General features: G+C 42.0%; 22 protein-coding genes. 14 read left to right on the top strand and 8 right to left on the bottom strand.

The features are described from left to right. The first annotated feature begins 282 nt into the window (after positions 1 to 282). The 7 genes from EL140_RS09165 to EL140_RS09135 all read left to right on the top strand — a co-directional run bounded on the left by EL140_RS09165 (position 283) and on the right by EL140_RS09135 (position 7057). Positions 283 to 1212, top strand: a complete 930-nt coding sequence (locus EL140_RS09165) for an ABC transporter permease (RefSeq protein ID WP_000714584.1) — start codon at positions 283 to 285, stop codon at positions 1210 to 1212. A 13-nt stretch (positions 1213 to 1225) separates the two neighbouring features. Continuing rightward, the gene (locus tag EL140_RS09160; RefSeq protein ID WP_000818344.1) at positions 1226 to 2149 is read left to right on the top strand and encodes a carbohydrate ABC transporter permease; all 924 of its coding nucleotides are present in this window, start codon (positions 1226 to 1228) and stop codon (positions 2147 to 2149) included. A gap of 108 nt (positions 2150 to 2257) precedes the next feature. Beyond that, a complete protein-coding gene (locus tag EL140_RS09155) occupies positions 2258 to 3742 on the top strand; it encodes an ABC transporter substrate-binding protein (RefSeq protein WP_000800393.1) in 1485 nt (494 codons plus the stop codon). 160 nt (positions 3743 to 3902) lie between these two features. Next, positions 3903 to 4592 carry a CPBP family intramembrane glutamic endopeptidase gene (locus EL140_RS09150; protein ID WP_000760779.1) on the top strand — a complete coding sequence of 230 codons (690 nt, stop codon included), beginning with the start codon at positions 3903 to 3905 and terminating at the stop codon, positions 4590 to 4592. A 68-nt stretch (positions 4593 to 4660) separates the two neighbouring features. Then, complete coding sequence (locus EL140_RS09145; RefSeq protein ID WP_000188106.1) at positions 4661 to 4957, top strand: bacteriocin immunity protein; 297 nt, start codon at positions 4661 to 4663, stop codon at positions 4955 to 4957. A gap of 131 nt (positions 4958 to 5088) precedes the next feature. Beyond that, entirely contained in the window at positions 5089 to 6075 is a 987-nt protein-coding gene (trhO, locus tag EL140_RS09140) for an oxygen-dependent tRNA uridine(34) hydroxylase TrhO (protein ID WP_001030023.1), read from the top strand. Between the two features lie 121 nt (positions 6076 to 6196). Further along, on the top strand, positions 6197 to 7057 hold the full coding sequence (locus EL140_RS09135; RefSeq protein WP_001140329.1) for a DUF4299 family protein: 861 nt from the start codon (positions 6197 to 6199) through the stop codon (positions 7055 to 7057). A 63-nt stretch (positions 7058 to 7120) separates the two neighbouring features. Here the strand turns inward: EL140_RS09135 and EL140_RS09130 are convergent, their stop codons facing one another. From EL140_RS09130 to EL140_RS09110, 5 genes are all read right to left on the bottom strand, one after another. Continuing rightward, positions 7121 to 8083 carry a DUF6574 domain-containing protein gene (locus tag EL140_RS09130; RefSeq protein WP_000191330.1) on the bottom strand — a complete coding sequence of 321 codons (963 nt, stop codon included), beginning with the start codon at positions 8081 to 8083 and terminating at the stop codon, positions 7121 to 7123. A gap of 61 nt (positions 8084 to 8144) precedes the next feature. Then, positions 8145 to 9074, bottom strand: a complete 930-nt coding sequence (locus EL140_RS09125) for a DUF4097 family beta strand repeat-containing protein (RefSeq protein WP_001229036.1) — start codon at positions 9072 to 9074, stop codon at positions 8145 to 8147. Beyond that, entirely contained in the window at positions 9067 to 9660 is a 594-nt protein-coding gene (locus tag EL140_RS09120) for a DUF1700 domain-containing protein (RefSeq protein ID WP_000198650.1), read from the bottom strand. The genes EL140_RS09125 and EL140_RS09120 overlap by 8 nt, the downstream gene beginning before the upstream one ends. Beyond that, positions 9647 to 9973 (bottom strand): PadR family transcriptional regulator, encoded by a 327-nt coding sequence (locus tag EL140_RS09115; protein ID WP_000273860.1) that lies wholly within the window; start codon positions 9971 to 9973, stop codon positions 9647 to 9649. Before EL140_RS09115 ends, EL140_RS09120 begins: the two co-directional genes overlap by 14 nt. A gap of 135 nt (positions 9974 to 10108) precedes the next feature. Further along, positions 10109 to 11275 (bottom strand): CynX/NimT family MFS transporter, encoded by a 1167-nt coding sequence (locus tag EL140_RS09110; RefSeq protein WP_000744866.1) that lies wholly within the window; start codon positions 11273 to 11275, stop codon positions 10109 to 10111. 221 nt (positions 11276 to 11496) lie between these two features. On the opposite strand from EL140_RS09110, the gene EL140_RS09105 reads away from it, so the two are divergent. From EL140_RS09105 to EL140_RS09750, 4 genes are all read left to right on the top strand, one after another. Next, positions 11497 to 12327: a glycosyltransferase gene (locus EL140_RS09105; protein WP_001114304.1), complete on the top strand. Its 831-nt coding sequence runs from the start codon at positions 11497 to 11499 to the stop codon at positions 12325 to 12327. A gap of 75 nt (positions 12328 to 12402) precedes the next feature. Further along, complete coding sequence (locus EL140_RS09100) at positions 12403 to 14253, top strand: nucleoside-diphosphate sugar epimerase/dehydratase (RefSeq protein ID WP_001035722.1); 1851 nt, start codon at positions 12403 to 12405, stop codon at positions 14251 to 14253. 248 nt (positions 14254 to 14501) lie between these two features. Beyond that, positions 14502 to 14924, top strand: a complete 423-nt coding sequence (locus EL140_RS09095; RefSeq protein WP_000947295.1) for a DUF805 domain-containing protein — start codon at positions 14502 to 14504, stop codon at positions 14922 to 14924. A gap of 61 nt (positions 14925 to 14985) precedes the next feature. After that, positions 14986 to 15192 carry a DUF805 domain-containing protein gene (locus EL140_RS09750; protein WP_002875299.1) on the top strand — a complete coding sequence of 69 codons (207 nt, stop codon included), beginning with the start codon at positions 14986 to 14988 and terminating at the stop codon, positions 15190 to 15192. Between the two features lie 87 nt (positions 15193 to 15279). On the opposite strand, the gene EL140_RS09085 is transcribed toward EL140_RS09750, so the two are convergent. From EL140_RS09085 to sdaAB, 3 genes are read right to left on the bottom strand one after another with little or no spacing between them, the layout of a single operon-like run. Next, positions 15280 to 15909, bottom strand: a complete 630-nt coding sequence (locus EL140_RS09085; RefSeq protein ID WP_001139313.1) for an HAD-IA family hydrolase — start codon at positions 15907 to 15909, stop codon at positions 15280 to 15282. Positions 15910 to 15930: 21 nt separating this feature from the next. Further along, the gene (sdaAA, locus tag EL140_RS09080; protein WP_000500053.1) at positions 15931 to 16803 is read right to left on the bottom strand and encodes an L-serine ammonia-lyase, iron-sulfur-dependent, subunit alpha; all 873 of its coding nucleotides are present in this window, start codon (positions 16801 to 16803) and stop codon (positions 15931 to 15933) included. Between the two features lie 8 nt (positions 16804 to 16811). Further along, positions 16812 to 17483 (bottom strand): L-serine ammonia-lyase, iron-sulfur-dependent subunit beta, encoded by a 672-nt coding sequence (gene sdaAB / locus EL140_RS09075; protein ID WP_000555868.1) that lies wholly within the window; start codon positions 17481 to 17483, stop codon positions 16812 to 16814. Between the two features lie 241 nt (positions 17484 to 17724). Here sdaAB and apf point away from each other — a divergent pair, with 241 nt between their 5' ends. The 3 genes from apf to EL140_RS09060 all read left to right on the top strand — a co-directional run bounded on the left by apf (position 17725) and on the right by EL140_RS09060 (position 20656). Further along, positions 17725 to 18360, top strand: a complete 636-nt coding sequence (gene apf / locus EL140_RS09070) for an aggregation-promoting factor (RefSeq protein ID WP_000060322.1) — start codon at positions 17725 to 17727, stop codon at positions 18358 to 18360. 277 nt (positions 18361 to 18637) lie between these two features. Beyond that, a complete protein-coding gene (locus EL140_RS09065; protein WP_001045256.1) occupies positions 18638 to 19444 on the top strand; it encodes an ABC transporter substrate-binding protein in 807 nt (268 codons plus the stop codon). A 15-nt stretch (positions 19445 to 19459) separates the two neighbouring features. After that, positions 19460 to 20656 (top strand): argininosuccinate synthase, encoded by a 1197-nt coding sequence (locus tag EL140_RS09060; protein ID WP_000031903.1) that lies wholly within the window; start codon positions 19460 to 19462, stop codon positions 20654 to 20656. The last annotated feature ends 24 nt before the right edge of the window (positions 20657 to 20680 follow it).

Here is a 20680-nt window from a genome sequence, read left to right as displayed (position 1 = left end):
CTGCAACCTCAAAGCAGTGCTTTGAGCAGCCTGTGGCTAGCTTCCTAGTTTGCTCTTTGATTTTCATTGAGTATAAAAACAAGAACAGTGTCCCTTGTTCAGAGTGTTTCTCGTGAAACCTATTTCTTATAAAAAACTTCTCCACAAAAAATAATTTGTGGAGTTTTTTCTATAATTAGTAGTTTAACCTGACCTTCAAATAGGAGTATACTAATAATGTAATCGTTATCAAACCTAAAAATTCGATGAAATCAGTTTTTAGGAATAAAAAGGGAGGAAATTATGAAAAAGTTTTCAAAGACCTTGAGAGATAACTGGATCTTTCTCTTGATGGTTTTACCAGGGGCACTCTGGTTGATTCTATTCTTTTACATTCCAGTATTTGGGAATGTGGTCGCCTTTAAAGACTACCATATGACCAGTAATGGTTTCATAGATAGTATTGTGAATAGTAAATGGGTCGGGTTAGATAATTTCAGATTCTTGTTCAGTTCAAAAGATGCCTTTATCATCACTCGAAATACCGTTCTCTACAATCTTGGCTTTATCTTTATCGGTTTGATTGTATCAGTAGGGATTGCCATCATCCTCAGCGAGCTCCGCTCTAAGAGAATGGTTAAAATTTTCCAAACGTCTATGTTGTTCCCTTACTTCCTGTCATGGGTTATCATCAGTTTCTTTACAGATGCCTTCCTAAACATTGACAAAGGGGTCTTCAACCATTTCCTAACATCCATTGGCATGAAGGAAGTCAACTTCTACGCTGACTTAGGCATTTGGCCATACCTTCTCCTTTTCCTAGGTATTTGGAAAGGCTTTGGATATAGCAGTGTCATGTACTATGCGACAATCATGGGAATTGACCCAACCTACTACGAAGCAGCAACAGTGGACGGGGCTAGCAAGTGGCAACGCATTCGCAACGTAACCATTCCTCAGTTGACTCCACTTGTGACAGTCTTGACCATCCTTGCAGTCGGAAATATCTTCCGTGCAGACTTCGGTCTCTTCTATCAAATCCCACACAATGCTGGTCAGCTCTACAATGTAACCAACGTTTTGGACGTGTATGTCTTTAATGGTTTGACTCAGACAGCAGATATCGGTATGGCTTCAGCAGCCGGTCTTTACCAATCCGTAGTCGGTTTGATTCTGGTTATCCTATCAAACTTGCTTGCAAGACGAGTCGATCCAAACTCAGCTTTGTTCTAGAAAGGAGGAGAATATGGCAGAAAAGAAAATTAAAAAAGAAAAAATCGATAATGTCGGCATTCACTCCTTCAGTAAGAAAGCAGATATCTTCTTTAGTATTATCTCTGGTTTGATCGCTCTTTCTTGTATCTTGCCCTTTATCTTCGTTATCATCATTTCGGTGACAGATGAAAAGAGCATCCTCCAGTATGGATATAGCTTTTTCCCTTCGAAATTTGGTGTAGATGGATTCCAGTTCCTAGCTCAGTTTAAAGATAAGATCCTCCAAGCGCTCTTTATCTCAGTTTTTGTAACTGTAGTCGGAACAGTGACCAACGTCTTCATCACAACCACTTATGCCTACGCCATCTCACGGACAACCTTTAAGTACCGCAGATTCTTTACGATTTTCGCTCTTCTCAGTATGTTGTTCAATGCTGGTTTGGTACCAGGCTATATCGTGGTCACTCGCCTGCTTCAACTTGGTGATACCGTTTGGGCCTTGATTGTTCCAATGCTTCTCTCACCATTCAACATCATCTTGATGCGTTCCTTCTTCAAGAAGACCATTCCAGAAGCCATTCTCGAATCTGCTCGTATCGATGGTGCCAGTGAAGCTCGGATCTTCTTCCAGATTTGTTTGCCATTGTCACTTCCAGGTATCGCAACCATCACGCTTTTGACAGCTCTTGGTTTCTGGAACGACTGGTTCAACGCCCTTCTTTATATCAAGAGTGACAACTTGTATCCATTGCAATATTTGCTTATGCAAATCCAACAAAATATGGACTACATTGCAAAAGCAGTCGGCCTATCTGGCCAACTGGGAGTTGCTCTACCGAAAGAAACAGGTCGTATGGCCATGGTTGTTGTTGCAACCCTTCCAATCGCGATTCTGTATCCATTCTTCCAACGCTACTTTGTTAAAGGGTTGACGATCGGTGGTGTGAAAGAATAGCACTTGTTGAGAAACACCGTTTCTCCCTTCCCAACTTCATCTTAGTGACTGAAGTTACAAATCATTAAATCGTTTATAAGTTTAAAAATAAAAAAAGGAGTTTTTATCATGAAAAACTGGAAAAAATATGCTTTTGCATCTGCTAGCGTAGTCGCTTTGGCTGCTGGTCTTGCTGCTTGTGGAAACCTTACAGGTAATAACAAAAAAGCTGCTGATACTGCTTCAGGTGAAAAACCTGTAATCAAAATGTACCAAATCGGTGACAAACCAGACAACTTGGATGAATTGCTAGAAAATGCAAACAAAATCATCGAAGAAAAAGTCGGTGCTAAATTGGATATCCAATACCTTGGATGGGGTGACTATGATAAGAAAATGTCTGTTATCACATCATCTGGTGAAAACTATGATATCGCATTTGCATCTAACTATGTCGTAAATGCTCAAAAAGGTGCTTATGCTGACTTAACAGAATTGTATAAAAAAGAAGGAGCAGAGCTTTACAAAGCACTTGACCCAGCTTACATCAAAGGGAACACTGTAAACGGTAAGATCTATGCAGTACCAGTTGCAGCTAACGTTGCATCATCTCAAAACTTTGCCTTCAACGGAACTCTTCTTGCTAAATACGGTATCGATATTTCAGGTGTAACTTCATACGAAACACTTGAGCCAGTCTTGAAACAAATCAAAGAAAAAGCTCCAGATGTAGTACCATTTGCGGTTACGAAGAACTTTATCCCATCTGATAACTTTGACTACCCAGTACCAAACGGACTTCCATTTGTTATCGACCTTGAAGGAGACACTACTAAGATCGTAAACCGTTACGAAGTACCTCGTTTCAAAGAACACTTGAAGACTCTTCACAAATTCTATGAAGAAGGATACATTCCAAAAGACGTAGCAACAAGCGACACTTCATTTGACCTTCAACAAGATACTTGGTTCGTTCGTGAAGAAACAGTAGGACCAGCTGACTACGGTAACAGCTTGCTCTCACGCGTTGCTAACAAAGACATCCAAATCAAACCAATCACTAACTTTATCAAGAAAAACCAAACAACACAAGTTGCCAACTTTGTTATCTCAAACAACTCTAAGAACAAAGAAAAATCAATGGAAGTGTTGAACCTCTTGAACACGAACCCAGAACTCTTGAACGGTCTTGTTTACGGTCCAGAAGGCAAGAACTGGGAAAAAATTGAAGGTAAAGAAAACCGTGTACGCGTCCTTGATGGCTACAAAGGAAATACTCACATGGGTGGATGGAACACTGGTAACAACTGGATTCTTTACATCAACGAAAACGTTACAGATCAACAAATCGAAGATTCTAAGAAACAATTGGCAGAAGCTAAAGAATCTCCAGCACTTGGATTCATCTTTAACACTGACAATGTGAAATCTGAAATCTCAGCCATTTCTAACACAATGCAACAATTCGATACAGCTATCAACACTGGTACTGTAGACCCAGATAAAGCTATTCCAGAATTGATGGAAAAATTGAAATCTGAAGGTGCCTACGAAAAAGTATTGAACGAAATGCAAAAACAATATGACGAATTCTTGAAAAACAAAAAATCATAAGATCGATTGATTTCGTGTATTCATTCCTAATTCCTAAAAATGTGATCACTGCCTTCCTTAGTTCTCTAGGGGAGGTAGTGATTTTTAGGATGTAAAAATGAAAAGAGTGGTTCTGAGGGTTTATGCGATGTGATACACATACATCTATAGAGGATTTATTATGAAAAAATATCGTCTTCTTTTCAAAATGAGTGCTGTCTTCTCTTACCTATTTTTCGTATTTGGCCTTTCCCAGCTGACGCTTATTGTCCAAAACTATTGGCAATTTTCTTCCCAGATTGGCAATTTCTTCTGGATTCAAAATATCTTGAGTTTGCTATTTAGCGGAGTCATGATTTGGATTCTGGTTAAGACAGGGCACGGCTATCTCTTTCGCATTCCAAGAGAAAAATGGCTTTGGTATTCGATTTTGATAGTATTAGTGGTAGTGCTCCAGATCTCTTTTAACGTTCAGACAGCTAAACATGTCCAGTCAACTGCTGAAGGTTGGGCTGTATTGATTGGTTATAGTGGGACTAACTTTGCAGAGCTAGGTATCTATATAGCCCTGTTCTTTCTGATTCCACTGATGGAAGAGTTAATCTATAGAGGATTACTGCAACACGCCTTTTTTAAAGATTCGAGATTTGCTCTTGATTTGCTTCTTCCTTCTATTTTATTTGCTCTCCCTCATTTTTCAAGCCTGCCTAGTCTGTTAGATATCTTCGTCTTTGCAACATCTGGAATCATTTTTGCTGGTTTGACCCGTTATACCAAGAGCATTTATCCTTCCTATGCGGTGCATGTAATCAATAATATTGTAGCGACCTTGCCATTTTTGCTGACTTTTTTACATAGGGTGTTTGGGTAAAATACTGGCTGGAGAGTTAGGAATTATAGTTTTTCAATTTATAAGCGAATTTCAGGAGGGAAATGAGTATGACACCATTAAAATGGTTTGCTGGAGGAAGTGAAAGACGTTGTGAAGCGATGACCATCATTGATCATCTATTGGAAGATATAAAGGTTGCGCCTCAACTTGCTCCCCTGAAAAATCAGTTAGTGATTTATCAAAAACGATTAAAGGACGATGGAACCTCTACTCCATTTATTCTGAGCCAAATGAACGTTGACATCTCACGTGTGTTGATTGATAACAAGCTGGGTTTGTCAGAAAGTCAAGCTAAGCAAATCAAAAAATTGAGAGAATTATCTGCGATTCGCTATGGTTACTGATGAAGTGCAGTGGTAGGTCTCTCTATATAATTTTCGGTCAAATAAATTGCATTCGTTTTCTCAAGTGGGTATACTAGAATAGTTGAATGAAAAATTCTGAAAATTTAAGAATAGAAAAGAGAACAAATCTTATGGCAAAAGATATTCGTGTCTTACTTTACTACCTCTATACTCCAATTGAAAATGCAGAGCAATTTGCGGCAGATCACTTGGCTTTCTGTAAATCAATCGGTCTCAAAGGCCGTATCCTCGTCGCTGACGAGGGGATTAACGGGACTGTTTCAGGTGACTACGAAACAACTCAAAAATACATGGACTACGTTCACAGCCTCCCAGGTATGGAAGACCTCTGGTTCAAGATTGACGAAGAAAGTGAACAAGCCTTCAAGAAGATGTTTGTTCGCTACAAGAAAGAAATTGTCCACCTTGGTTTGGAAGACAATGACTTTGACAACGACATCAACCCACTTGAAACAACAGGTGCTTACTTGTCTCCAAAAGAGTTCAAAGAAGCCCTTCTTGACGAAGATACAGTGGTTCTTGACACACGTAACGATTATGAGTACGATCTAGGACATTTCCGTGGGGCTATCCGTCCAGACATCCGCAACTTCCGTGAGTTGCCACAATGGGTCCGTGACAACAAGGAAAAATTCATGGACAAGCGTGTTGTGGTTTACTGTACAGGTGGAGTTCGCTGTGAGAAATTCTCAGGCTGGATGGTCCGTGAAGGCTATAAAGATGTCGGCCAATTGCACGGAGGAATCGCAACTTACGGTAAAGACCCAGAAGTCCAAGGTGAACTTTGGGATGGGAAAATGTACGTCTTTGACGAGCGTATCGCAGTTGATGTTAACCATGTCAACCCTACCATTGTAGGGAAAGACTGGTTTGATGGAACACCATGTGAACGCTATGTTAACTGTGGAAATCCCTTCTGTAACCGTCGTATCCTAACATCAGAAGAAAATGAAGACAAGTACCTTCGTGGATGCTCACACGAGTGTCGTGTTCACCCACGCAACCGCTATGTTTCAGAAAATGAATTGACACAAGCAGAAGTAATCGAGCGCCTAGCAGCTATCGGTGAAAGCTTGGATCAAGTCGCTACTGTATAACATCAAACAGTCCTTAGGGGCTGTTTTTCTATGCTTTATATCTAAAAAACTAAAGTTTGTTTCTGTATCTTTCAGGAAAATAGATTATACTATATGTAAACGATTTCAAAGGAGGCCAGTTATGGCGAAAACATTTTTTATCCCAAATAAAGAAAGTATTCTAGGACAACAGGAGGTCTTGACTGCCAAGTCCATCTTGGCCTTGGTGGAGGGCTTGGAGTCACACAGTTATGATGCGGTCTATCTCCGTCAGCCCCTCAATCGTCTCGAGTATATCGAGTGTGGGATTGTAGGCCAGTCGCAATTTCTCTTCAAGGTGAACTATGCGGATAGTCGAAAAGGTTATCAAGTGGTGATTCCAGATTTTCTTACTAGAGCAGACTGGGAGATTGTAGAGACTCTCCTCCAGGCCCTATCTGGCAAGTTGGGGGAAGCGGTAGAAGGGCTAGAAGACTTTGACTTTGAAGCTTATTTCCGACAAACGGTCAAGCAATATTTAGCGGATAAGGCAGTTCGTTTAGTATATTGCCAAGGGCTCTTGTCACCTATCTATCTCAACAAGGAATACCTCGAGAGCTTTTTGGCTGAGGATGGATTGGCACATTTTGAAGAGTTGGTCAAGAAGGTTCAAGGCTCTGATGCCTACCTTGCCAGTGTGAAATTTTACCCAGATGCTCAAGGCAAGGTGCACGGTATCTATCACCTAGCCCAAGGAGTCAAGACGATTTTGCCAAAAGAACCCATTGTACCTGTGCCTTATACGGAGCAGCTGGCAGGTAAGGAGCTTGTTTGGGAGATTGATTTAGTGAAGATTTCTGGTGATGGGTCCAAAGCAGAAGACTATGAATCCATCGCTCGCTTGGACTATGCAAGATTCCTAGAGTCGCTACCAGAAGCATTTTATCAGCAACTAGATGCCAATCAATTAGAAGTACAAGCCATTTTGGGAAAAAATTTTGAGGAATTGGCAGCCGTCAAGTAGACACGGTTCAAAAAAAGAGTAAACATAAAAATCCCTGTCATTAACAAATGGCAGGGATTTTGGTTAAAAGAATGTCAGGATGCGAAGGTAGTCAACTGTCAGCGCGAGCTCTGCAATGAAGAAGGGTAAGAGAATAGCGCCATCAAGTAAGACAGCTAGCAAGAAACGATAAAATGGGTCAAGGCTACTAGCCTTACTTGGCTTGCTAATCACAAAGAGATTGCCAAGGGCAAAGATGGTCATGCTTAGAAGAGTGAGGATGCCAGCGAATCGCAAGCTGCCAAAAAGTGCAAAGAAACTTGCTAGAGCCGTTAAGACAAGCGGGATAGCAAAGAGTCGGCTGTAACGATCGCAAGCTTCTTGGAATGTGAAGTCGCTCTCCTGGTCCAGTACACGTCGGACAGTAAAGCCTCCCAAAATGATGGAAAAGTAAAATAGAGCGCTAGCGACCAAGATAGAAAGTCCAGCAAAGAGATCTAAAGGTGGGAGCTGGTTAGGTAAACTATTGGCAATAGAGGCCATATAGCCGTAGTAGAGGTGCTTGATATGATAGATACTAAAGAAAAGGTTGATTGACGACAGCAAGGTGAGCAGGGCAAAGACACTGTAACGATGCTTTTGGTCCGTATTCTTGCTGGCAGTTGGTTCTTGGATAGCATCCAGCAGCCAAGTCCAAAACAGTGCGATTTCTTCTTTGAATCTGGCTGTTTTACGAGGGTCAATATCTGGGATATAGGGGCTTTCTAAAGCCTTGCTGAGGATACTTTTCTCTTTTGCAGGGTTTTCTTGCTTGTGTTCCTCTTCAGTTTTCCCTTCTCCCTCTTCCTCGGTTTGGGTTTCCTCAGTCATTTCGGGAGTTTCCTCCTCATGCGTTTCCGACTCTTTAGGTGAGACAGATGTTTCTTGGCTTACTTGTAGTTCGGTCTCCACAGTTTCTGAAGTCTCAGGCTCGTTGGGCTGGATTTCTGATTTTGTCTGAGGTGATTTCTTCTCAAGATCGGCACTTTCAAACCATTCTTGTGTCATGGTGGAACCTCCTTTTTATGGTCGTTTTCTATCTTTAGCCTAGCAGATGAAAGCGTTTTTGTCAATGGTTTCTAGATGGAGAAGAGTACTCTTCTTTAGGTAGGTAGATATCCTGGTTGGCTTTTGCAATGAGCAGGTCCTTGATATCTGCTCTTTCCGTTTTATAAGGGTTGGCAAGTTCATTCTCTTTTTGTCCACGATGTTCTTCTTTGGGTTTACGATAGATACCGCCATGCTGAGAAGAAATATCTAGATTGATACGGTCGGTCTCTTTCTGGGAGAGAATGAGGTTTAGAGTTGAATGAGCCTCTAGCTCGACCTTGCCGTGAACTTGGATATTTTCAGCATAGATGTGTGCTCCCTCCGTCTTGACCTGACTATCTGTCAATTCGGTATCAAAGATATTGATGATATGAGGTGTCGTTAGTGTGCTGTTCTTGATAGAACTTTCAGTTAGTCTTAAGAGGTAGCCTTTTGTTTTGATTGTCGCATTTTCAAGATTGGCTTGACGAATAGTGGTTTGTCCACGATTGGCTGAGACGGTGATAGCTTGCAGCCTTCTTCCTTTGGGGAGGGAGAGAATGACTTCGTCAAAACGGTGAGAATAATTGCTGGCAATACGAAGTAGGCCTTCGATTCCTGAACCTAGAAAGCGATGTTGGGAGGCTTGTTTGTCAGTGACGCTTAGTGTTTTGTCACTCATGCCAGTAGTCAGATCGTGACGACCAGACACGGAAGGATGATAGGTGATATGGATCTTGTCATCTACAGACTCTGTGATGGTTAGGCTGTGTTCTTCAAGGGTCAAATCAAGTTTTTCCACTTCATTTCCAAAGGTCACTTCTTCGATACGATTGTCATAGACGGGGTCTTTTGACATGGCAAGCAAACTTTGAATACCATTGGACTGGGCGCCTACAATGATCATGATAAAACCAAGGATTGTGGAAACCACACCAAAAATGAGAAATCCTTTTGTCAATTTACGCATGTCTGTCACCTCTCTTTCCTTTTTTAAGAATCCATTGCACCAAGCGGACGACCAGGAGCCCAAAGAAACGAGCTACATAGGAGATGCCTAGTAGAACAAGAGAAGAAGCACCGATAGCAAGCAAACCAGCCCCGAAAATCAAGATAAAGGCAGATTTGGCTTCGACTAGGACACTAAAGCTCTCTACGATAAAGAGTCCGCCCAGTAGGATACCCGTCACAGAGACGGTAAAGAATGCTAGAATGACGGAGGTGGCTGCGATAAAAAGCCCGATAATGGTTAAGATAATTGCAATTCCAACAGGAATTCCGATAGGGGCTGCTAGTAAGGCAAGTAGGGCAATGTGTAGCAGTTGACGGTCATTCTTTTGAGCAGGTGCCTCATTAACTTTTTTATCGAGGAGGTTAGAGAGGACATCATGAGCGGCTTCTTTTGGGGTTCCTAGACTGGCAATGAGTTCTTCTTCGCCCTCTGGACCTGCATCGTCAAATAGTTCCTTAAAGTAGTCCATGGCTTCGATGCGGTCAGCTTCAGGTAGTTTATGGAGATAGGTTTCTAACTGAGTCAGATAGTCAGTTCTTGTCATGGCGGATACTCCCTTCTATGATGCCGTTGACGGTGTCGGTATAGAGCGTCCACTCTTCCTTTAGAGTAACGAGCTGCTCTACGCCCCGATTGGTCAAGGAGTAGTATTTGCGCATACGCCCCTGAAACTCTCTAGAGTAGGTGGTCAGAAAGCCACTGGCTTCCAATTTTTTGAGAATGGGATAGAGCGTAGATTCTTTGATATTGGCGATGAGTTTAATGGTTTGGCTAATCTCATAACCATAAGAATCCCCCTGCTCCAGTACAGCCAAGATGAGAAACTCAATCAAGGCAGAGGATGTTGGGAAGTACATGGGAAACCTCCTTTTCATTATATAAAAATTTTATATATACTCTTTTCAAATATATTGTATCTCAATATGAAAGCCCTGTCAAGAAATATGTGTAAAAATTTTACATATAAAAAACTCCTAGTAAAAATTAGGAGTTTAGAGGATTTTATCAGCCCGATCCACCATAAAGAGTGAGATCGTCATGATGATATCGATGGCTAGAAGGGCAAGAACCGCTGGAATCCAAGATTGGAAAAGATCAAAACTATAACCAAACAAGGTAGGACCAAAGGCCGCCAAGATGTAGCCCCCTGTTTGCGCTAGACCTGAGAGTTGCGCAGTCTTTTCAGGTGAGCTGGTTTTAAGAGAGAAGCAAACCATGAGGTAGGGAAAGAGAGCACTGCAGGCAGTCCCAATCAAGAGATGGACGACTAACCAGTAGAGGAAATTATTGGCTGGATACAAGAGCATAGCAATTCCTATCATACCAGCGATAGAGATAATTGCCAGCATGATTCGACGGTGACCATTTGATAGACGAGTCGTCAGACTTGGAACAGTCATCGAAAAAGGAATGCTGATCAGCGAGAAGATAGAAGCCAGAAGAGCAGCATCGCTATTAAAAAGACCAGCACTAATAGCCATAGTTGGCAACCAGGTCATGCTCGTATAAAAGAGCAAGGACTGAAGACCGCCAAAGACAATGATAGCCCAGACATCTTTACTTTTTAGAATATTCTCTTTGACTTGCTTTTCTTTCTGGCTTTCTAGGTGGTGGTTGTGGCGATGATTTGGCAACCAGACTAGCAGAGTGACTAGACAGAGAAAGCTGAGAACGAGGATGAGGCCCTTCCAAGAACTAGCTTGGGTGATAGGGACCGAAAGATAAGAAGCGATGGCTGACGAAATTCCCATGGCAGTGACATAGAGAGTTGTTAGGAAACTAATCTTTTGAGGCTGATTTGCCTGAATCATACTTGGGAGGAGTACATTGAAGATCGCAATGCTTGCTCCCACAATTAGGGTCCCTAGATAGAGAAGGGGAAGATTGAAAATCCGAATGACAGAGCCAACAGTTAAGAGGAGGAGACAGTAAGTAAAGAGGTGTTCCAACCCGATTTTTTGTGCCAAGCGGCTCGCAAAAGCAGAGAAAAGAGCAAACATCAAGAGAGGGAGACTGGTTAAAATCCCAAGAGAACTAACCTCCACTCCTAGTCCCTGAGCGATATCTCCTAAAATAGTTGGAAGAGCAGTAAAAGGAGAGCGTAAAACGGTCCCGATTAAGACAATTCCTAGAACAAAAAAGAGTGATTGTTTTTTCATAAAAACCTCGATAGGATGATTTTAATAACAGCTTATTTTAAGGTTTTTTCCTTATAATGTCAAGTAATGGCAGCCAAGACAGATCAATCAATGGAAGTGAAAATAAAGTGAAAAGAGACAGATTTCTTTACTAGAATTTTCCTTGATTTGATATAAAAATAGGAAACTAGGAGAATTTGTGATAAAATAGTGGAAGGAAATCTATACATTGGAGAAAAACTGTGCCTGAAAAGCAAAAAATCAGCGTCTTGATGTCGGTCTATGTAAAGGAAAATCCGACGTTTTTAAGAGATGCTATCAAAAGTGTTCAAAACCAGACCTTGAAACCGAGCGAACTTGTTCTTGTTGAGGACGGGCCGCTCACACCCGAACTCTATCAGGTGCTAGATGAAGTGGAAGCTCAGTCAGACATTCCAGTTAAACGGTGCCCCTTAGAACAAAACCAAGGTTTAGGCTTGGCTCTTCGATACGGTGTTTTACAGTGCCAGTATGACATTATTGCTCGCATGGATACGGATGATTTAGCCGTTCCGGCTCGTTTTGAGAAACAGCTTCAGCTAATGGAGAAAGAAGATCTCGATCTCTTAGGTGGGCATATCGCAGAGTTCATTGACAATCCAGATGAGATTGTGTCTTATCGTCGTGTTCCAACTCAGCATGCAGACATTGTGGCTTATCAGAGAATGAGAAGCGCCTTTAACCATATGACAGTCATGTTCAAAAAGGGCATGGTCCTCAAGGCAGGCAACTATGAAGATGGCCTTTACATGGAGGATGACCTCCTTTGGCTCAATATGATTGCTGCAGGTGCCAAGACTGGGAACCTAGATCAAATCTTGTGTAAGGTTCGTGTCGGTGCAGGGATGTTTGAGCGTCGAGGTGGTTTGCGTTACCTTAAACTCTATCGTCAAGCTCGCCAACGGATGCTTGAGCGAGGGCAAATTTCTTACATGGAATATGCTAAAAGTGTAGCCATTCAGGCCATTGTTGCACTTTGTCCAGGCTTTGTACGTCAGTTTATCTTCGTCAAACTTTTAAGAAAGAGAAAGTAAGCCCCGATAGACTGAATGATTCAGGTTATCATAACAACAGTATCATCTGACTCTTTTAAGGGGGAGTAAATTCCTATGAATAAAAAACTAACAGATTATGTGATTGATCTGGTTGAAATTTTAAATAAACAGCAAAAACAAGTGTTTTGGGGGATATTCGATATTCTGAGTATGGTGGTTTCCATCATCGTATCTTATATCTTGTTTTATGGCCTTATAAATCCTGCGCCTGTAGATTATGTAATCTACACTCTTTTAGCCTTCCTCCTCTATCAAATCATGATTGCGTTTTGGGGGCTAAATGCTAGTATTAGTCGTTATAGCAAGATTACGGATTTCATGAAAATCTTTTTCGGAGTGATGCTCAGCAGTGTTCTTTCTTATGGAATCTGCTATGCCTTTCTTCCATTGTTTTCTATCCGTTTCATCGTACTCTTCATTTTGTTGAGTACCTTCCTCATCTTGCTTCCTCGTATCACTTGGCAGTTGATTTATTCTAAACGTAAAAAAGGTAGTGGAGATGGAGAGCATCGTCGGACCTTCTTGATTGGTGCTGGTGATGGTGGCGCCCTCTTTATGAACAGCTACCAACATCCAACTAGCGACCTTGAGCTAGTGGGGATTTTGGATAATGATGAAAAGAAAAAGGGACAAAAACTAGGTGGAATCCCAGTGTTGGGCTCTTATGATAATCTCCCTGAATTGGCTAAACGTCACCAAATCGAGCGTGTCATCGTAGCGATCCCTTCGCTTGACCCATCAGAGTACGAACGCATCTTGCAGATGTGTAATAAGCTAGGCGTCAAATGTTACAAGATGCCTAAGGTTGAGACAGTCGTTCAAGGACTCCATCAACCAGGCAGTGGTTTCCAGAAAATTGATATCACAGACCTTTTGGGCCGTCAGGAAATTCGTCTCGACGAATCGCGTCTGGGTACTGAGATTACAGGCAAGACCATCTTGGTGACAGGAGCTGGTGGTTCGATTGGTTCGGAGATTTGTCGCCAGGTTAGTCGCTTCAATCCCGAGCGTATTGTCTTGCTTGGACATGGTGAAAACTCAATCTATCTCGTTTATCATGAATTGATCCGTACATTCCAAGGGATTGATTATGTTCCTGTTATTGCAGATATTCAGGACTATGACCGTCTTTTGCAGGTGTTTGAGCAGTACAAACCAGCCATTGTTTACCATGCTGCAGCCCACAAACACGTTCCGATGATGGAGCGCAATCCAAAAGAAGCCTTCAAGAACAATATTCTCGGAACCTACAATGTTGCCAAGGCTGTTGATGCAGCCAAAGTACCTAAGATGGTCATGATTTCGACTGACAAGGCGGTCAATCCACCGAATGTTATGGGTGCGACTAAGCGCGTGGCAGAATTGATTGTCACTGGCTTTAACCAACGTAGCAAATCAACCTACTGTGCAGTCCGTTTTGGAAATGTTCTGGGTAGTCGTGGTAGCGTGATTCCTGTCTTTGAACGTCAGATTGCTGAAGGCGGTCCTGTAACGGTGACAGACTTCCGTATGACACGTTACTTCATGACCATTCCAGAGGCTAGCCGTCTAGTAATCCATGCTGGCGCTTATGCCAAGGACGGAGAAGTCTTTATCCTCGATATGGGCAAACCAGTCAAGATTTATGACTTGGCTAAGAAAATGGTCCTTCTAAGTGGGCACACGGAAAGTGAAATTCCAATCGTTGAGGTCGGTATTCGACCAGGTGAAAAACTCTATGAAGAACTCTTGGTTTCGACCGAATTGGTTGATAACCAAGTCATGGACAAGATTTTCGTTGGTAAGGTAAATGTCATGCCGCTAGAAGCGATTGATCAAAAGATTGAAGAGTTCCGTTCACTCAGCGGAGATGAGCTCAAAGAAGCGATTATTTCCTTTGCGAATGAGACAACTCATGCTGAGTAAGAGTGTCCAACTACCTTCATAATGAAACAACTATCGCCAGTTTTCTGAGAGAATCAGAAAGCTGGTTTTTATAAATAGAGAGTAGAGAACATCGGATCTTTCAAAGGTTTAATAAGCGCAACTATTCAAGGGACGATGTTATTTGATCTATCAGGAGAGTGATTTCAGACAATCTAAAAACTACCTCTATTTTAAGCTGGTAACATAACTTTGCGAAATAAGTATTAAAGTCAAAAGGAGATTTTTGTATGCTGAGTGCTATTAGGAGTTTTTTCAAAGGCTATGCAAATTTTTCTGGTCGTTCCACACGTCCAGAATTTTGGTGGGTTTGGCTGCTAAATATGGTGATTTTCTTGCCCGCCTACTACTCACTTTTTACTGGAGTAGAATCTGATAAAGCCATCAGGAATATTGCGGTCTTCAGTATGTGTATTATTTTGTTTATAATAGAGTTTGTTCCTCTACTAGCACTGATAGTACGTCGCTTACGAGATGTGGGTATCCATTGGGCCTATATTTTTATTGTATTTGTTCCTTTGGGTGCATTAACACTGCTTGTTATGCTCGCTATGCCAAGTCAACGATTTGTAGAAAAAGTGATAGAAAATAGTGAAAAAGATAAAGAGAATACGGAAGACTCTCAGTTTGAAGAAATGGTACGAAAATATTAAGATATTTCTACTCTATTTTAAAGCGGCTGAGTCGCTTCGCAGCAAATAATCGCTTCAGGAATTGTACCTCTTTTTAGCGCCTATTCTCATGTTGCCTTCTATCGCCGTGACTGTTCGTCGCTTACGAGACGCTGGTTTCCACTGGGCCTTTATCTTCATTGCTTTGGTTCCTCTCGTTGGACCGATTACCCTTATTGTCATGCTTGCTTGGCCAAGTAAGAAGGATGAAGATACAGATACTGAAGAACAGGATCAAATTACTGCTTAAGCATGGAGTTGATTCCTTCTGATAGTAACAACATATAAAAAATACTCCTCAACCTAGTTCACTAGTGTTAGGAGTATTTTTGTATGGTTAGAGCTGGCTAATGATATCGTCAATGGTATGGGCAATCCAGTCAGGTTGATAGATGAGTAAATCAGCCTCTTCTCCAAATCCCCAAGAAACAGCGAACTTTTTAATGCCAGTTTCTTGGGCTCCGATCATATCAAACTTGGTGTCCCCGATAATGAGGACTTGGTCTGCAGGCAGTTGATGCATATGCAAGGCGTAACGGATGACATCCGCCTTGTGTGGCGTTTCAGGACTAGAACCGTAAATGCTATCAAAGAAATGATGGATTCCCAGATTTTTAGTCATATCATGAGCAGTAGGAGTATTCTTTGTTGTAGTGATGTAGAGAGGGTAGTTTTGTGAAAGTTCTTGGAGTAATTCCGTTATTCGGGGGAAGAGTTGGGCTTCGTGGATCCCTTTTTCCTTGTAGTAAGAGCGGTATATCTGGACGGCCTCAGAGATTTGTTCCTGGGGAAGGCATGTTGCAAAACTACTTTCAAGGGGCGGTCCCATAAAACCACGAATGGTTTTGGCATCAGGGCTTGGAACTCCTAGCTCTTTAAAGGTATGGGTAAAGGCATTATGGATCCCGATGGAACTGTCAACCAGGGTTCCGTCCAGATCAAAAAAGATAGCTGAGATAGAGGGCATGATTTCTCCTAACAGATAAACTTATTCTCCGAAGATTTCTTTTTGTAGGCGACGACCAGTAGGTGTGGCGGCGAGTCCACCCTCGGCCGTTTCACGAAAGGCAGTTGGAAGACTAGATCCGACTTGGTACATGGCATCGATGACTTCGTCAACAGGGATCTTAGACTCGATACCTGCCAAGGCCATGTCTGCTGCGATAAAGGCAAAGCTGGCTCCCATGGCATTGCGCTTAACACAGGGAACTTCAACCAAACCAGCGACGGGGTCGCAGATGAGGCCCAGCATATTTTTAATGACAAAGGCGATGGCTTGGCTAGCTTGATAGGGCGTTCCACCTGCAGCCAAGGTCAAGGCTGCGGCACTCATGGCAGATGCAGAGCCAACCTCGGCCTGACAGCCACCTTCAGCACCTGAGATAGAGGCATTGTTTGCGATGACTAGTCCAAAGGCACCAGCAGCAAAGAGGAAATCCAGCTGTTCTTCGTGGCTAAGGTCTAATTTTTGGATAGCAGCAGTGAGAACGGCTGGCAGACAGCCAGCACTTCCTGCGGTTGGGGTAGCGCAGACCAAGCCCATCTTCGCATTGTGTTCATTGACCGCGATGGCATTACGGGCTGCTGATAGGATGGTAAAGTCCGACAAGGCCTTGCCACTTTTGAGATGGCGGTCTAGTTTGGCCGCGTCTCCGCCCGTTAGGCCACTACGGGATTTGTTTTCACTGAGGCCGAGCTCGACAGAGGCTTTCATGACTTCTAGATTGCGTTCCATGAGAAGGAGAACTTCTGGCCGTTCCCGACCGGTTAGTTGATATTCTGTCGCAATCATGAGTTCGGCGACATTTCCTTGGAAGTCTAGATCCGCCTGCTTGACCAATTCTTTGATAGAATAAAACATGTTTCCTCCTACTTAAAGAAATTGACATTGTGGAGATGAGGGATTTTTCGGATTTCTTCAATCGCCTCTTCGCAACTTCGACTATCGACTTCGATAATCATAATGGCTTTTTCTCCAGCTTTTTCTCGAGTCACATTCATCTGAGCGATGTTGATATCGAAACGAGAGAGGGCTTCAGTAACATGGGCAATCATACCTGGAACATCTTGATGCACGATGATAATGGTTGGTGTGTTCATGTTGAGAGAGACAGCAAAGCCGTTAAGCTCCGTAACCTGGATATTTCCCCCACCAATGGAAATTCCTGTCACACTGATGGACTTGTGTTCATTCTTCACAGTAATTTTAGTGGTGTTAGGATGAGGAGCGTTGCTATCTTTCTGAATGGTCCAGACAATCTTGATACCACGTTTATGGGCAATCTCCAGACTATTTGGAATGTCGGGATCGTCTGTATCCATACCTAAAATACCAGCGACGAGAGCAAGGTCCGTTCCATGACCGCGGTAGGTCTTGGCAAATGAGTTAAATAATTGGAATTCTACCTCTGTTGGCGTATCGTCAAAGATGGATGAGACGATTTTTCCGATACGAACGGCACCAGCTGTATGGCTACTTGATGGACCAATCATGACAGGTCCGATAATATCAAAGACAGATTGAAAACGAAGTGAGTGCATCTGTTTCCCCTTACAAAGATTCTTATATCTATTATATCAAAGAATGAACCTCTGCGCTTATTTCCCTAATCAAAACCTCAAAATGATTAAAGATAGTATAAAACAAGGTCTTTTGTGACAAAAACCTCCGTAAAACGGTAAATATAAAACATTTTTGTAATATTTCTACATAAAACCGTTAAACAACGGTAACATTTAAAAGGTATCATAGATATATCCAATGGAAGGAGAATTTTTAGATATGTCATTAACAACTAAAAAAATTAAAACAACTATCGCAGGAGTAGCAACTTTGCTTGCTTTCTTTGCTCCATCACTTGCATCTGCCCAAGAAACTGTAACTTACACAGTTAAATCAGGTGATACTCTTTCAGAAATCGCTGAGAAGTATAACACAACTGTTGAAAAATTGGCAGCAAAAAACAACATCAAAGATATTCACCTTATCTATGTTGACCAAGTTTTGGTTATCGAAGGAACAGCTCCATCGACAGCAACTGCAACCGCTGCAGCTTCAACAACAACTTATGAAGCACCAGCAGCTGCGGAAGAAACTGCAGAAGAAGTAACTGAAACAACAACCTATGAAGCTCCAGCCGCACCTGCAGCTCCAGCAGCAGAAAGCAACACTGCAGCAGCTTCTACTGTAAGTGGTTCTGAAGCAGAAGCCAAAGAATGGATCGCTCAAAAAGAATCAGGTGGTAGCTACACTGCTACAAACGGACGTTACATCGGACGTTACCAATTGACAGATTCATACTTGAACGGTGACTACTCAGCTGAAAACCAAGAACGTGTAGCAGATGCCTACGTTGCAGGACGTTACGGTTCATGGACAGCTGCCAAGAACTTCTGGCTTAACAACGGTTGGTATTAAGAATACAAGAGTCCTTTAGGGCTCTTTTTTGTTTCTCTAGAACAAAAAGCGAAACGAGCTTCTCAGCAATGCTCTATTTGTATAATTCCGACAAAATTCTTCAAATTGTTTTAAAACTCAAATAGTATAAATAAGCTTATTATGTGTAAAAATATATCATATAATAAGCTTTTTCTTGATTTTAATGAAATAAAATACAGTTTTTTCTTGACAAACGAAAACGAGAGGAGTATTATTTATACAACAATAAAGTATAAAAATAAAAGGAGGCTCTTCTATGAATAAAGTGAAGAAGGTGTTGATGACGATGTTTGGTTTGCTTATGTTTCCCTTATTATTTGCTTGTAGTAACACTCAATCCCAAGGTGTTGAAGCCATTAAGGCTAAAGGAAAATTGGTGGTGGCCCTAAATCCAGAGTTTGCTCCATTTGAATACCAGAAATTGGTCGATGGGAAAAATCAGATTGTAGGTTCAGATGTTGAGCTAGCCAAAGCCATCGCAAAGGAACTAGGTGTAGAAGTGGAGTTCTCTCCAATGAGTTTTGACAATGTACTGGCTAGTCTTGATTCAGGCAAGGCGGATCTTGCCATATCAGGTGTTTCTAAAACGGAAGAGAGAAGTCAAGTTTACGATTTTTCAATTCCCTACTACACTTCGAAAAATAAGGTTATCGTAAGAAAATCTGAATTAACGAATTACCAATCAGTCCAGGATTTGGCTCAGAAAAAGGTTGGAGCGCAGAAAGGTTCTATCCAGGAAACTCTGGCTAAAGAAACCTTGCAGAATTCATCTCTCGTTTCACTTCCTAAAAATGGAAATTTGATAACAGATTTGAAATCAGGGCAACTGGATGCGGTTATCTTTGAGGAACCAGTGGCGAAAGGATTTGTAGAGAATAATCCAGACCTAGCCATCGCTGAGTTTGATTTTGACAATGACAAAGAAGATTCCTACGCTGTTGCGATGAAAAAAGATAGTAAAGAATTGAAAGAAGCGGTTGACAAAACCATCCAGAAGTTGAAGGATTCTGGGGAGTTGGACAAATTGATTGACGATGCTTTTAAAGCCTCTATCGAAAAATAGAAAGAAGGATGAGAAATGAGTAAGGAAAAAGTCATTTTAGCCTATTCAGGTGGATTGGATACATCAGTTGCTATTACATGGTTAAAAAAAGACTATGATGTGATTGCTGTTTGTATGGATGTGGGTGAAGGAAAAGATCTGGAATTCATCCACGATAAAGCTCTCAAGGTTGGGGCTGTTGAGTCTTATGTCATTGATGTTAAGGAAGAATTTGCTAATGACTATGTTTTAGTGGCCCTTCAGGCTCATGCCTACTATGAACAGAAGTATCCCTTGGTATCTGCTCTGAGTCGCCCTCTTATTTCAAAAAAACTAGTTGAGATAGCTCATCAGACGGGGGCAACCACAATTGCTCATGGTTGTACAGGTAAGGGAAACGACCAAGTTCGGTTTGAAGTCTCTATTGCGGCTTTGGATCCCAATTTAAAAGTAGTTGCGCCTGTTCGTGAGTGGAAATGGTCTCGTGAAGAAGAAATCCAATATGCCAAAGAAAACGGTGTTCCAGTTCCTGCTGACCTTGACAATCCTTACTCTGTCGATCAAAATCTTTGGGGACGCGCAAATGAATGTGGTGTTTTGGAAAACCCTTGGAACCAAGCGCCAGAAGAAGCATTTGGAATCACATCTTCTCCAGAAGAGGCGCCAGACAGTCCAGAATTTATTGACATTGAGTTTAGCTGTGGGGTGCCCATCTCCCTCAATGGTGAGAAGATGAAAGTGGCGGCTTTGATTCAAGAACTCAATGAAATTGCAGGCAAACATGGTGTCGGACGGATTGACCATGTGGAAAATCGCCTAGTCGGTATTAAGTCAAGAGAGATTTATGAGTGCCCAGGCGCTGTGACTTTATTGGCAGCTCATAAGGAGATTGAAGACTTGACTCTTGTGAGAGAAGTGGCTCATTTCAAACCTATTATCGAAAATGAGTTGTCCAATCTCATCTATAATGCTTTGTGGTTTAGCCCAGCAACTCAGGCTTTGATTGCCTATATCAAGGAGACACAGAAAGTTGTCAATGGAACTGCAAAAGTTAAACTCTATAAGGGGAACGCCCAGGTAGTGGCTCGGAAATCACCAAATTCTCTTTACGATGAAAATTTGGCGACTTATACTAGTGCGGATACTTTTGACCAAGATGCGGCTGTTGGATTTATCAAGCTTTGGGGGCTTCCGACTAAGGTTTATTCAGAAGTTCAGAAAAATGTTGAGTAGTGACGCGATAGAAAGGGACGACAG

The sequence above is a fragment of the Streptococcus oralis ATCC 35037 genome, from assembly GCF_900637025.1.
Classification (GTDB): domain Bacteria; phylum Bacillota; class Bacilli; order Lactobacillales; family Streptococcaceae; genus Streptococcus; species Streptococcus oralis.
Note: the sequence above shows the minus strand (reverse complement) of the source record. Positions and strands in the feature narration are given on the sequence as shown.

Excerpts from the sequence above, each read along its gene's own strand:
- EL140_RS09165 (WP_000714584.1), top strand. The coding sequence starts at position 283 with ATGAAAAAGTTTTCAAAGACCTTGAGAGATAACTGGATCTTTCTCTTG.
- EL140_RS09160 (WP_000818344.1), top strand. The coding sequence starts at position 1,226 with ATGGCAGAAAAGAAAATTAAAAAAGAAAAAATCGATAATGTCGGCATT.
- EL140_RS09155 (WP_000800393.1), top strand. The coding sequence starts at position 2,258 with ATGAAAAACTGGAAAAAATATGCTTTTGCATCTGCTAGCGTAGTCGCT.
- EL140_RS09150 (WP_000760779.1), top strand. The coding sequence starts at position 3,903 with ATGAAAAAATATCGTCTTCTTTTCAAAATGAGTGCTGTCTTCTCTTAC.
- EL140_RS09145 (WP_000188106.1), top strand. The coding sequence starts at position 4,661 with ATGACACCATTAAAATGGTTTGCTGGAGGAAGTGAAAGACGTTGTGAA.
- trhO (WP_001030023.1), top strand. The coding sequence starts at position 5,089 with ATGGCAAAAGATATTCGTGTCTTACTTTACTACCTCTATACTCCAATT.
- EL140_RS09135 (WP_001140329.1), top strand. The coding sequence starts at position 6,197 with ATGGCGAAAACATTTTTTATCCCAAATAAAGAAAGTATTCTAGGACAA.
- EL140_RS09130 (WP_000191330.1), bottom strand. The coding sequence starts at position 8,083 with ATGACACAAGAATGGTTTGAAAGTGCCGATCTTGAGAAGAAATCACCT.
- EL140_RS09125 (WP_001229036.1), bottom strand. The coding sequence starts at position 9,074 with ATGCGTAAATTGACAAAAGGATTTCTCATTTTTGGTGTGGTTTCCACA.
- EL140_RS09120 (WP_000198650.1), bottom strand. The coding sequence starts at position 9,660 with ATGACAAGAACTGACTATCTGACTCAGTTAGAAACCTATCTCCATAAA.
- EL140_RS09115 (WP_000273860.1), bottom strand. The coding sequence starts at position 9,973 with ATGTACTTCCCAACATCCTCTGCCTTGATTGAGTTTCTCATCTTGGCT.
- EL140_RS09110 (WP_000744866.1), bottom strand. The coding sequence starts at position 11,275 with ATGAAAAAACAATCACTCTTTTTTGTTCTAGGAATTGTCTTAATCGGG.
- EL140_RS09100 (WP_001035722.1), top strand. The coding sequence starts at position 12,403 with ATGAATAAAAAACTAACAGATTATGTGATTGATCTGGTTGAAATTTTA.
- EL140_RS09095 (WP_000947295.1), top strand. The coding sequence starts at position 14,502 with ATGCTGAGTGCTATTAGGAGTTTTTTCAAAGGCTATGCAAATTTTTCT.
- EL140_RS09085 (WP_001139313.1), bottom strand. The coding sequence starts at position 15,909 with ATGCCCTCTATCTCAGCTATCTTTTTTGATCTGGACGGAACCCTGGTT.
- sdaAA (WP_000500053.1), bottom strand. The coding sequence starts at position 16,803 with ATGTTTTATTCTATCAAAGAATTGGTCAAGCAGGCGGATCTAGACTTC.
- sdaAB (WP_000555868.1), bottom strand. The coding sequence starts at position 17,483 with ATGCACTCACTTCGTTTTCAATCTGTCTTTGATATTATCGGACCTGTC.
- apf (WP_000060322.1), top strand. The coding sequence starts at position 17,725 with ATGTCATTAACAACTAAAAAAATTAAAACAACTATCGCAGGAGTAGCA.
- EL140_RS09065 (WP_001045256.1), top strand. The coding sequence starts at position 18,638 with ATGAATAAAGTGAAGAAGGTGTTGATGACGATGTTTGGTTTGCTTATG.
- EL140_RS09060 (WP_000031903.1), top strand. The coding sequence starts at position 19,460 with ATGAGTAAGGAAAAAGTCATTTTAGCCTATTCAGGTGGATTGGATACA.